The organism is Exiguobacterium sp. R-17 (assembly GCF_049913315.1).
In the GTDB taxonomy this organism is placed as follows: domain Bacteria; phylum Bacillota; class Bacilli; order Exiguobacteriales; family Exiguobacteriaceae; genus Exiguobacterium_A.
In genome coordinates this window covers 1,153,299-1,165,219 of sequence record NZ_CP184372.1, presented here as the reverse complement: position 1 = coordinate 1,165,219, position 11,921 = coordinate 1,153,299, and the positions used below count along the sequence as shown (strand labels likewise).

General features: G+C 47.6%; 13 protein-coding genes. 4 read left to right on the top strand and 9 right to left on the bottom strand.

Going from position 1 to position 11,921, the window contains the following annotated elements; translation table 11 throughout:
• Positions 1-13 precede the first annotated feature (13 nt).
• The gene (brnQ, locus tag ACN9MT_RS06000; RefSeq protein ID WP_426272963.1) at positions 14-1,354 is read right to left on the bottom strand and encodes a branched-chain amino acid transport system II carrier protein; all 1,341 of its coding nucleotides are present in this window, start codon (positions 1,352-1,354) and stop codon (positions 14-16) included.
• Between the two features lie 279 nt (positions 1,355-1,633).
• Here brnQ and ACN9MT_RS05995 point away from each other — a divergent pair, with 279 nt between their 5' ends.
• Positions 1,634-2,566 carry a DUF2268 domain-containing protein gene (locus tag ACN9MT_RS05995; protein ID WP_426272962.1) on the top strand — a complete coding sequence of 311 codons (933 nt, stop codon included), beginning with the start codon at positions 1,634-1,636 and terminating at the stop codon, positions 2,564-2,566.
• 58 nt (positions 2,567-2,624) lie between these two features.
• Here the strand turns inward: ACN9MT_RS05995 and ACN9MT_RS05990 are convergent, their stop codons facing one another.
• Genes ACN9MT_RS05990 through ACN9MT_RS05970 form a run of 5 tightly spaced genes read right to left on the bottom strand, consistent with a single transcriptional unit; the run spans position 2,625 to position 7,452 of the window.
• Positions 2,625-3,815: an acetyl-CoA C-acetyltransferase gene (locus ACN9MT_RS05990; protein ID WP_426272961.1), complete on the bottom strand. Its 1,191-nt coding sequence runs from the start codon at positions 3,813-3,815 to the stop codon at positions 2,625-2,627.
• A gap of 13 nt (positions 3,816-3,828) precedes the next feature.
• Positions 3,829-4,605: a 3-hydroxybutyrate dehydrogenase gene (locus ACN9MT_RS05985; protein ID WP_426272960.1), complete on the bottom strand. Its 777-nt coding sequence runs from the start codon at positions 4,603-4,605 to the stop codon at positions 3,829-3,831.
• Between the two features lie 5 nt (positions 4,606-4,610).
• Positions 4,611-5,273: a 3-oxoacid CoA-transferase subunit B gene (locus tag ACN9MT_RS05980; RefSeq protein WP_056060629.1), complete on the bottom strand. Its 663-nt coding sequence runs from the start codon at positions 5,271-5,273 to the stop codon at positions 4,611-4,613.
• A gap of 13 nt (positions 5,274-5,286) precedes the next feature.
• Entirely contained in the window at positions 5,287-5,988 is a 702-nt protein-coding gene (locus tag ACN9MT_RS05975; RefSeq protein ID WP_313586338.1) for a CoA transferase subunit A, read from the bottom strand.
• 24 nt (positions 5,989-6,012) lie between these two features.
• Complete coding sequence (locus tag ACN9MT_RS05970) at positions 6,013-7,452, bottom strand: GntP family permease (RefSeq protein WP_214855459.1); 1,440 nt, start codon at positions 7,450-7,452, stop codon at positions 6,013-6,015.
• 240 nt (positions 7,453-7,692) lie between these two features.
• Between ACN9MT_RS05970 and ACN9MT_RS05965 the strand changes: the two genes are divergently transcribed.
• The 3 genes from ACN9MT_RS05965 to ACN9MT_RS05955 are packed head-to-tail and all read left to right on the top strand — an operon-like array spanning position 7,693 to position 9,449.
• On the top strand, positions 7,693-8,808 hold the full coding sequence (locus ACN9MT_RS05965; protein WP_056060621.1) for a GGDEF domain-containing protein: 1,116 nt from the start codon (positions 7,693-7,695) through the stop codon (positions 8,806-8,808).
• A 55-nt stretch (positions 8,809-8,863) separates the two neighbouring features.
• On the top strand, positions 8,864-9,031 hold the full coding sequence (locus tag ACN9MT_RS05960) for a hypothetical protein (protein ID WP_426272959.1): 168 nt from the start codon (positions 8,864-8,866) through the stop codon (positions 9,029-9,031).
• A gap of 13 nt (positions 9,032-9,044) precedes the next feature.
• The gene (locus ACN9MT_RS05955; protein ID WP_214729562.1) at positions 9,045-9,449 is read left to right on the top strand and encodes a DUF350 domain-containing protein; all 405 of its coding nucleotides are present in this window, start codon (positions 9,045-9,047) and stop codon (positions 9,447-9,449) included.
• Positions 9,450-9,593: 144 nt separating this feature from the next.
• On the opposite strand, the gene ACN9MT_RS05950 is transcribed toward ACN9MT_RS05955, so the two are convergent.
• From ACN9MT_RS05950 to rpiA, 3 genes are all read right to left on the bottom strand, one after another.
• A complete protein-coding gene (locus ACN9MT_RS05950; protein ID WP_426272958.1) occupies positions 9,594-10,148 on the bottom strand; it encodes a hypothetical protein in 555 nt (184 codons plus the stop codon).
• A gap of 788 nt (positions 10,149-10,936) precedes the next feature.
• Positions 10,937-11,197, bottom strand: a complete 261-nt coding sequence (locus ACN9MT_RS05945) for a hypothetical protein (protein ID WP_426272957.1) — start codon at positions 11,195-11,197, stop codon at positions 10,937-10,939.
• A 21-nt stretch (positions 11,198-11,218) separates the two neighbouring features.
• Positions 11,219-11,917 carry a ribose-5-phosphate isomerase RpiA gene (gene rpiA / locus ACN9MT_RS05940; protein WP_426272956.1) on the bottom strand — a complete coding sequence of 233 codons (699 nt, stop codon included), beginning with the start codon at positions 11,915-11,917 and terminating at the stop codon, positions 11,219-11,221.
• Positions 11,918-11,921 lie beyond the last annotated feature (4 nt).

Below are 11,921 nucleotides of genomic sequence, written 5' to 3'. Positions count from 1 at the left end.
TATACATGACAACTTAAGCCACACGTGACGACGATCGTGTCTCCGCTTTTTTCTTACCGACGATCGCTCCGATCACCCCACCGATGATAGCTGGAACGACCCAACCGAGACTGACAGAAGCAAACGGTAATACCGCATCAAACACTTTCGTGACGGCTGAGACATTGATTTTTGCTGTCTTCAATCCATCAAACAAGCTGACGAGGAACGTCATCCATAGCGCCCCTTGATACACGGCTGGCTTCCCTTTAAAGAGTGGATGCAAGAACGTTAAGAAGATCAGACAGATCGCGAGTGGATAAAGCGTCATCAAGACTGGTTTAGAGACAGCGAGTAATTGATTCAGACCGATGTTCGCAACGAGTGCGCTGAAGACCGATAGACCAATCGTCCATTTGACGTATGAGATTTTTGGGACGAGTGCCGAGAAAAACGCGGCACACGCCGTGATCAAACCAACACTCGTCGTCATACAAGCGACTGTGATCATCAGACCAAGCAAAATCGCCCCATACTCACCGAAATAATGATCCGACACAGCAGACAAAATCTCTGCACCGTTCGCGAGCTGTCCGATCTCAGAGACACTTGACGCGCCCATGAAGGCAAGCGCCGTGTATGTGATTGCAAGCAAGGCTGCGGCAATCAACGAGGCTTTCGTACAAATCAGCAGCAACTGCCGCTTCGAAGTGACACCTTTTTCCTTGATTGCTGCGATGATGATGATACCGAAGACAAAGGCACCGAGCGCATCGAGTGTCATATATCCTTCTTGGAAACCATTAAAGAAGGCATTTGTTCGATATGTCTTCAAAGGATTCTGAAAACTTCCGATTGGATGCAAGACGGCAACGATGATCAAGAGACCGATGAACGTGATTTTAATCGGTGTCAGTACTTTCCCGACGACATCGACGATCTTTGTTGGGTTTAAGGACAATAGACAAGCAATCGTGTAAAACAAAATCGTGAAGATCAGTAACGGCAAATGGCTCGTCGATTCACTGAAGAACGGCTTGATTCCGATCTCATACGAGACCGTTCCGGCACGTGGAATTGCGAAGAATGGTCCAATCGCAAGATACAAGATGACCGAGAACCCGATTCCGAAAGCAGGATGAACACGTGACGCCATCGCTTGTAGATCGCGTTCCCCTGAAAACGCGAATGCGAGAATCGCAAGCAATGGTAGACCGACACCAGTGACAAGGAATCCGGCATTGGCAACCCAGACATGCTCCCCTGCGAGCTGTCCGAGCATCGGCGGAAAGATGAGATTTCCTGCCCCAAAGAACAAGGCGAAGAGCATCATGCCGATGACGATGATAAATGATGTTGGAACAGTTTTAGACATAATAAACCCCCACTGATGATTTCCGACTTCATCCGCTCCCTAAGCAGATGAAGTACTTCGTTCGAAAGGATAACATACGTTTAGGAGCTCGTGCTAGGAGTTTATCTGGAGAATATTCTGAAAATTCGACAGAAAGTTTGATACCACTTTAGTTTGAAGAATTTGTTACGTCTGTGCATCAAAGCATGAAACCGGATTCATAAGTTCATCTGACGTAGTAGGAGAATGACATTTTTTATGGAAAGTAAATATATGGATAATTAAACAGGAGGTATTCTCATGAAATCCATCTATTTTCTTAGCGTCACCCTTTTACTTGCCAGTTGTTCCCCGGCTGCCGAGAAACCAAAGACGTATGACATTTCGTTTACGCACGAGAAACAAGAGATCCACATCGTTCCTTTGTATAAGGCGTATGACGACTACATTCAAGCGGTTTCGAAACAGCCAGAGGACAATGAGGCACTATATAAAAAATATGTATTGGGCGCTAAAAATGACGTCATTAAAAAAGAACAGCTCCAAGCCATGCCTGTTCCTAGCATCTATGAACAGCCTTCGGAAAACATCAAGGACTTAAAACAGATGAATACATATTTGAAAAAACACCATCAGCACATCATGAAACAGATCAAGTCCAGTCTCCTGACTTCGATGAAACAACTTCCACGGGATGAGAAGCTCGTTGTCTTCGTCTCCCCAACGACACCACTCGAACATGATGATGCCAAACGTTATGGTGGTGTCAGCGGTGTCGCTCAAGGAAACAATTCGATGAGTCTGTTCTTCTTGAAGGATTTTTCGAAAGAGTCATTACTCAATACGACGGCTCATGAATACCATCATACCGTAGCCCTCGATGAGCCGAATCGTGCGACAATACTCGATTACATCATTCTCGAAGGAAAAGCGGAATTCTTTGCCCATAAGCTTTATCCAATGGAATCATCGGAAGCGATTGCCCCTTTACTTGACCACTCCTTGGAGCATGTGATTTCGGAGCTGAATGCGGAACGATTGACGACGGATGATCTGTTCTTTGGAAATTACGAAAATCAAATTCCATCGTTCACGAAATACAGACTCGGCTACATGATCGTCTCCGACTTCGTGAAACAACATCCCGAGATCTCCTTGAAGGAATGGTCACGGATGTCCTCAGTGCAAATACTTGAAAAAAGCAGTTACAAGAAAAAATTAACGATTCGCTAAAATCAATAAAGCACGAGACAACGGGAGCATCAATCTCCTTCGTCTCGTGCTTTATTAGTTAACCTTCGTATTTTTTAACGATCGTCGCCACCCCTTGACCGCCACCGACGCATAACGTCGCAAGACCATGCATCTCACCTGTCCGCTCGAGTTCATGGATCAGCGTAACGAGAATCCGCGCACCACTCGCACCGATCGGATGACCGAGCGCGATCGCACCGCCGTTGCGGTTGAGCTTCTCGTGCGGGAACTGCAGCTCCGCATCGACCGCGAGAGATTGTGCCGCGAATGCTTCGTTCGCTTCGATGACATCAATCTCCTCAAGCGTCAGTCCCGCTTTATCGAGTGCCTTCTGAACCGCTTGAACTGGACCGATTCCCATGATGCTCGGGTCGACACCGGACGTTCCGTTCGCGACGATCTCAACGAGTGGTGTCACGCCGAGTTCTTTCGCCTTCGCCTCTGACATGATGACGAGTGCCGCAGCCCCGTCATTGATGCCAGATGCATTGCCTGCCGTGACCGTTCCGTTCTTCTTAAACGCCGGGCGCAAACGACTGAGCGTTTCGACGGACGTTCCGGCGCGCGGAAACTCATCTTGATCAAAACGGATCGGATCGCCTTTTCGTTGTGGAATCAACACTGGCGTGATTTCTGAGACGAACCGTTCTTCCGCTAATGCCGTCTGCGCTTTTTGCTGACTCGTCGCGGCGAACTGATCCTGCGCTTCGCGGGAAAGTTCGTAGACGTCTGCTAATTTCTCTGCCGTGATCCCCATATGATAGTCATTAAAGGCACATTCGAGCCCGTCCTGGATGATCGTATCGACGAGTGGTTGGTCACCCATCTTTAGTCCAGACCGTGCGCCCGCGAGGACGTAAGGTGCTTGACTCATGTTCTCCATCCCACCAGCAACGATGACATCGGCTTCGCCTGACTTGATCGCCTGATACGCGAGATGGACAGCAGAGAGACCGGATCCACAGACCTTATTGACGGTCATCGCGGGGCATGTCTCCGGTAACCCGGCAGCGAGGGCTGCCTGCCGTGCTGGATTTTGACCAAGTCCTGCTGAGAGGACGTTGCCGAAAAAGACTTCATCGACGTGATTCCCAGCGACACCTACTTTTTCGAGTGCTGCGCGAATTACTGTCGCACCGAGTTCCGTTGCTTTGACGTCCTTCAAACTTCCATTGAAATTCCCGATCGCCGTGCGCGTCGCACTGACGATGACGACTGCTTCACTCATCTGCTCCATCTCCTTATTGAATCGTGTATCCACCATCAAGGACGTTCGCTTGTCCAGTGATGCCTTTTGCTTTGCGGCTCGCAAGGAACAATGCATAATCTGCAATCTCCTCGACAGCAAGCAGACGTTTTTGCGGAACGAGCGGATAGATGACTTCTTCAAGTACCTTCTCAAGCTCGACGTGTCGCGTTTTCGCTAAGTCTTCCATTTGATTACGAACGAGTGGTGTATCAACGTAACCCGGACAAATCGCGTTGACGGTGATCCCGTACTCCGCTCCTTCAAGGGCTGCGACCTTCGTTAGACCAAGCAACCCATGTTTCGCCGAGTTATATGCTGCTTTCCCAGCAAAACCAATCAAACCATTGATCGATGCCATGTTGAGAATACGTCCGTAGCCTTGTTCCTTCATGATCGGAAAAGCATGTTTGATGGCCATGAACGGTGCCGTCAACATGATCTTAATCATCAATTCGAACTTCTCTGTCGGAAACTCTTCAATTGGTGAGACGTGTTGAAGACCCGCGTTATTGATCAAGACGTCGAGTCGACCGAACTGTTCGACCGTCTGCTTCAAGACGGCTTCGACCTGTGCTTCATCGGTGACGTTTAGCGTCATGCCAACCGCCTCATGACCAACTGCGCGAATCGCTGCCGCTGCTTCCTCTGCTGCTTCCGCGCGGACGTCCGTTACGACGACTTTCGCTCCTGCCTCAGCGAACGCCTTTGAGATTTCTAGACCAATTCCGCTTCCTGCACCTGTGACGAGTACGATATCTCCTTTGACCATCTGCTTCACTCCCCTACCGTCACGCGCTCGAGTTCCGGACTGACCGTGAATCGTGCTTCCGTGACTTGTTTGACGTCTTCAACCGTTTGACCATTCAGCGTCTCGATCAAGACCATCCCGTCCGGCGTGAAATCAAAGACGGCCCGGTCCGTAATCAGACGGTTGACGACGGCGCGTCCTGTCAACGGCAAGGTACACGACTGTTTGACTTTCGATTCGCCGTGTTTGTTGACATGCTCCATGATGATGACGACGCGTTTCGCTCCGTTGACGAGGTCCATCGCTCCGCCCATGCCCTTGACCATCTTGCCCGGAATCATCCAGTTCGCGAGGTCACCATTCTGATCGACTTCCATCCCACCGAGGATCGCGAGGTCGATGTGCCCACCGCGAATCATCGCGAACGATTCAGCACTGTCGAAGTAAGAAGCTCCGGATTGTGCCGTGACTGTCTCTTTGCCGGCATTGATCTCGTCCGCATCAACTTCATGATCAAGTGGATACGGTCCGATGCCAAGAAGTCCGTTTTCGGATTGCAGCATGACATGCATATCGTCCGGAATCGCATTGGCGATCAATGTCGGAATCCCGATTCCGAGGTTGACGTACATCCCGTCTTCAACTTCCTGAAGCGCGCGTTCAATGATGATCTCTCGTGTCGTTTTCATATCAATCTCCTCCTCAAGCTTCCCGGACAGTCCGGCGTTCGATGCGTTTTTCATAATCCGTTCCAACAACGATGCGCTGGACGTAGACAGCAGGCGTGTGGATCTCGTTCGGATCGAGTTCGCCGACCTCGACGAGTTCTTCGACTTCGACGATCGTTACTTTTCCCGCTGTCGCGACGATCGGGTTAAAGTTGCGTGATGTCTTCCGAAAGACAAGATTCCCGAGACGATCTGCTTTCCATGCTTTGACAATCGCAAAATCGCCGACGATTCCTTCTTCGAGCAGATAGGTCTTCCCGTCGAACTCCTTTTGTTCCTTTCCTTCAGCAATCGGTGTCCCGACGCCTGTTGGTGTATAGAAACCAGGAATACCAGCACCACCGGCACGGATACGTTCCGCTAGCGTACCTTGGGGAACGAGATCGACTTCGATCTCGCCACTGAGGTACTGTTGTTCAAACGTCTTATTTTCCCCGACATACGACGAAATCATCTTCCTGATTTGTCGCGTCTGCAAGAGGAGACCAAGTCCAAAATCATCGACGCCACAATTGTTACTGACGACCGTCAAATCCTTGACGCCTTTCTCTTGTAACGCCGTAATAGATTTTTCCGGGATTCCGCAGAGTCCGAAGCCCCCTACGACTAGCGTCGCCCCGTCAAAAATGTCTGCTGTCGCTTCCGCGAATGATGCGTATACTTTCCCCTGTTTCATCTGATGATGCCCCCTTCTAAACTCTTAGTACAAACCGGTTAAGCTATACAATCCGATCATCAAGAAGACCGTCACTGTTTTAAGGATCGTAATCATGAAGATGTCTTTATACGACTGACGGTGCGTTAGACCCGTGACGGCAAGTAATGTGATGACGGCACCGTTATGCGGTAACGTATCCATTCCGCCGGACGCCATCGAGATGACGCGGTGCATGACTTCCGGTGGTACGCCACCCGATGTGATTGCCTGCGTATATTTATCCGACATCGCACTTAACGCGATCCCCATCCCACCCGATGCGGAACCGGTAACACCGGCAAGCGTCGTCGTCGTGACGGCTCCGTTGACGAGCGGATTCGTGAATGTCTCCGAGATTCCGCTTGAGACGGACTTGAATCCTGGGAGTGCTGCGATGACGCCACCGAAACCATACTCAGCACCTGTATTCATGACCGCTAAGAGCGCACCACCGATACTGACGTTCAGACCAGCTTGGAAGTTCGTCTTGATCTTTCGGAAGTCATAGAGCATCGCTGCGAGAATTCCGATCAACAATGCCATTTGAACGGACCAGATCGCAAGAACAGCGGGTGTCTCGATCTTTCCGAATGCTTCTAGACCGATTGCTGAAAAATCGAATCCTTCTGGATACCATTTCGGAATCGAGAGTGTAAAGACTTTGTTCATTACGGCAACAAGGACGAGTGGGACGAAGGCAAGGACTTGGCGATAGACTGGTTGACGATCCGTCTCGAGCGTCATTTCTGGTTCGTTCTTCAACTCCATCTGCGGTGCGGCACTTGCCGCTGTCGCTTCGAATCCAGCGTACCCTTCACCCGCTTGATGCGCTTTTTTCTTGCGTGACTCGAGATACCACATGCCGACGACTAAGATGAACAAGCCACCGACTGAACCCATGATCGGCGCAGCATAGATATCTGTTTTGAAGAACGTCGTCGGAATGACGTTTTGAATCTGAGGCGTTCCTGGTAAGGCATCCATCGTGAACGTGAACGCACCAAGTGCGATCGTTCCCGGAATGAGTCGTTTCGGGATGTTTGCTTCGCGGAACAAGTTCGCAGCGAACGGATAGACAGCAAATACGACAACGAATAAGCTGACGCCGCTATATGTAAGAATGGCGCCGAGTAAGACGATGGCAAGAATAGCGCGCTTCGCACCAATCATACGAATGATTGTCTTTGCGATCGACTCCGCGATACCGGACATCTCAACGACTTTTCCGAAAATCGCTCCGAGGAGGAAGACCGGGAAGTATGCTTTGATGAAGCCGACCATCTTTTCCATGAAGATATTCGAGAAGAATGGTAACACCCAGTCCGGGTTCGTCAGTAAGACGGCGAACAAGGCACAGATTGGTGCAAATAGGATGACCGAAAAACCACGATAGGCAACGAACATCAATAAAGATAAGGCAAGAAGAATGATGACGAGTTCCATGAGTAAGATCTCCTTCAAATTTAGTAAGCGCTTTCATACCGCTTCTTCATCATTTAACAATGCAGTGTCGAGGAGGTCAATCAAATTCCCTAAAACCATAAGTATAGCTTATAGAAATCATAAGTTCACATTATAGACACAATTGATGGGAAGAGTTTATTTTTTCTATAAACAGGAGTTAGTCCGTTTATGGCGTATATTTCTTAAATAACGTACTTTTTTCGAAAGGATGGACGATTCATGAAAAGCATCCTTTTTGACGTCTTACATAACGTGACGCTATTAATGGCTGGTTTTTATCTACTTGGAAAATTATCACCGCTTCCGATCACGCGAGAATCTCCACGTCTCACCCGCGTACTGTATGGTCTTGCCCTGAGCATGATCTCCTTACTGCTCATGCAGATGACAATCGAAGCAGCCCCCGGCGTCATGATTGATTTGCGCCATGTTCCGGTCATTGTCGCCGCCTACTTTGGAGGCGTTATTCCAACAACGATCGTGACGGTCGCGATCATTGTTTATCGCTTTAGTCTGGGAACGAACTTGGCTGCATTCACTGCATTTGGTTTCATCGTCGCTGTCGCCCTCGGAACGAGTCTGATTGTTCGTGAAATGCCGCCTTACGCAAAACGGACCTTTACACTCGTGACGCTCTATGCGACGGCTTTGCACGCCCTTGTCTTATGGATCGTCTTACCGAAACAAATCCTCTTACTCGAGGTCATGTCGGTCGTCATTCCCGCTTCTTTCGTTAGCAGTTGGCTCGCCCTTTTGATCATTCGTGATATCCGCCTGACGAAACAGTCGTTACGGGTGCTTCGGCAGAAAGCACAACTCGACTTTTTGACGGGATTGAATAATTCACGTGCTTTTAACGAATACTTCACGGATCTCAAACAACGATTGATCTTGAACAAACAGTCCATCGTGTTGTTGACGATCGATATTGATCATTTTAAACAGATCAACGATACGTATGGACATGAAGCGGGTGACGAAGTGCTACGTCAGTTTGCCAGCCGACTGCGTGATGGCGTCGCAGAGAGCGGATATTTATCTCGTAACGGCGGTGAAGAGTTCTCCGTCTTGTTTGAAGGCGTTCCGCTCGCTGAAGTGATTCCTTTAGCAGAGCAATTACGTGAACGTATCGCCTGCAGCCCGTTCCGACTAGCGACGACCGATCTGCCACTTACAGCATCATTTGGTTTAGCCGCGTATGATGAGACGACATCTCAAATCGACCATCTCTTGCCGGATGCGGATGCTGCGCTTTATCAAGCAAAACAACAAGGACGGAATCAAGTCGTCCTGTTTTCTCCTAATGCAGAATCTGCCGTCAGCTTCCAAGAATAACGATGGACGTCACCTCTGAAATCCGCTACCTTTAAAGTAGAGGCAGGTGATTGATATGAAGTTAACAAAAGGTCCTTATATCCTGATCGGTCTTCTCTTAGGACTCGTGTTCGGATTCATAGGTGACAACTTCTATTTGTATGTATCAGCAGGCATTCTCGTCGGAGCACTGCTTGAATTGTATGTCGCATACGAACAACTCAAAAAAAATAAAAAATCATGATGGAGGTACCAACATGACATTCAGTGACTTATTCCTCTCGACCCTTACGTATATCGGTGTCGCGACCGTACTCCTTGCAATTGGTGTCGTCCTGTTCGAGGTAACGACGAAATCAAAGGAACTGGAATTAATCCGTAATGGTAAGAAAGCAGCCGTTTATGCATTCGGTGGACGTATTCTCGGTCTTGCCATCGTCCTCTATTCGAGTATCTCGAACTCCGTCAGCATTCTCGATATGGTCTTGTGGGGTGCACTCGCAATCGTCTTACAAATCGTCTTGTTCTATCTCGCGGATTTACTAATTCCACGTTTGAGCATGACGAAAGAGATTGATGCGAACAACGAAGCAGTCGGCTTGTTGCTCCTCTTCTTATCGATTTCGATCGGTTTGATCATTGCTGGGTCGCTTACATATTAAAACGCATGAAAACAGCCCTGGATCCATTGATCTAGGGCTGTTTAGTTTATGATCAACTACTTATTTCGTATTACAAAAGAAGGGATTTCTCATAGAGACATGTCTTATACATTACTACGTTCTTATCAATTAGCTCTTAACATATTAGGACCAGACTGTGGTGATCTCTATTTCAAACATGACGGCTTCGCCTTCTTGTGAACGACCGACCTCATCTTTTATATGACGTGCAGGTGTGACGACCTCATTCCAAACGCTCTTCAAGTAGTTTACTTGATCGATGTTCATCGACTCCTTACCATGCATGTTGCTCGCAACATATTCGAGCGCCTCGATATAAGAAGTATAGTTCTTTGCTACTTTCCGTAAAGATTCTGATTCTGGATCATCCGACTTGAATTGGAAGGACTGTTCGATATCGTGCATCGTATCAATCTTTGCCCTCAATTCGCTCATTGTCGACTTCTTTGTGATGGAATCTCCCGTTGAATAAGGTGCAAAGCTAGCCATATATCGCATCGATCTTTCGATGTAGTCTTTTCGATTGACTGAATTGACGGTCTTAGCATCCATCAGCACTTCATGCTTTCGTTCTATATAGGGAGTTGTGCGAGGGATGTATCCTGATTTATATGAATAGATGCCTCCACCGATCAGTATAATCGCTGTCGAATAAAAGTATAAATAGCGTTTTTTCAAAATATGCCTCCTTGATGTTACGAATTTTTCATACCTTATTTCGACTCTCGATCCACTATGAGCCATTTCGAAATTATTATATAGAGAGGATAGGTTGACAATACCAGGATTAAGATGAGGCCAAGAACAGGGCTTGGAGTATCTCCCCCATTTTTGATTGGAATGATTCGGCTAGTGATGTATGTGAATAGCACATAGTAGACGAACCAGGAGAGGCAGATGATTCGTTCAAACGACTTATGTAGAGTGGATTTGAAGGTGATCTGTCTAATCAAAAAAGGAATACTGATTAAAGTGATCCATCCAATCATGATATTCAAAGTCCATAACATACCTGAAGACATATTCGTAAGTCTCATGATTCGATTGATATTTAGCATCATTTGCAACGAAACGAATAAAGCGACGGCATACAAAAAGCTCGATATGTTGATGTTAAAAAACGTCTTCACTCAATGAATCTCCTCTCGAATCCCATTGGATATAATCCATATCTTATCAGAAAGCAGTTTAGGAAAAGAGGGTCTGAGAGTTGTTTTTCACTTTTGTTCAATGCGTGAAGTAAGATAGTTCTATTTTACATAATAGTCATGACTCTTACTTTGCACCTCTACTGAATGATGAGACCCAGCTCAGTCGTTACATAGACTAGAGTTCTTAGAGGTTCATGAGACGAAAATGATATATTATTAAAAACTTCAATTATAATTAAAACGGCTAAAGCCCGTTCAAATCTTGGACTCAAGCCGTTTAAATACTTCTTAGCTAATTACTACTTTTCTACTTTTCTATTTTTCCAGCTCTTCTAGCTCTGTCCGCGAACGCGGGAACCCATTCGCTTGCCACTCGGCTCGATAGATGGAATCGAGTTTCGTCAATCCGACCTCATCCGGGTCCTTCGTAGCATCCGGACTCGGATCCTGATCGAGATGCGCTAAATATTCACGTAGTGTATCTGTTTGTGTGCCCTGTTCCCGCTTCCTTAACAAAAGTAGACTCGCACCGGCAATGATGCCAGCTCCAAATAAATACCGTTTTTTCAAGCCCATACGGTTTCCTTCTTTCTTTTCTTAAACCAACCCACCACCGTCACGCAGGCGAGGATGCGCGATGCGTTTGACCTTTCCCTCTTCGACCGTCAGGACATGATCAGGTTGTCGCTCGAAGTAACCGGTCTCAAGCACTCCAGACCAGCTCTTCACTTCTTTTGCGAATAATCGAACGTCCGAAATGGCTGATACATCAACGTCAAGAATCACGTGACCTCCATCTGTAACGAAGGGACGATCATCTTTCACGCGTAGTGTTGCTGATACATGCTTATCACGTAGACGTTGCCGCACGTAAGGTAAGGCAAACGAATCCAGTTCGACCGGTAACGGTCCACTTAAATGATGGACGAACTTCGAGGAATCGGTCAGATAGAGCAATTCGCGACTCATCAGAGCGACAATTTTTTCACGAAATAGTGCACCGCCACCGCCTTTAATGGTTTGAAACTGACCATCGATTTGATCAATTCCGTCAACTGTCACATCGATTTCCATTCCCTCTTCCAGATCAATCAATGGGATTTGTAAATGATCAGCGAGCTTTACCGTCGCAAGCGACGTCGCCACGCCACGAATCTGTAATCCAGCCTGTACGAGTGGACCAAGCGCCTTGATAAACCGTTCCGTCGTCGAACCCGTCCCAAGACCCACTATCATTCCATCCTTGACGTAAGTTAGTGCTGCCTCAGCGACTAATTGTTTCTCCTGTTCATACATCCGC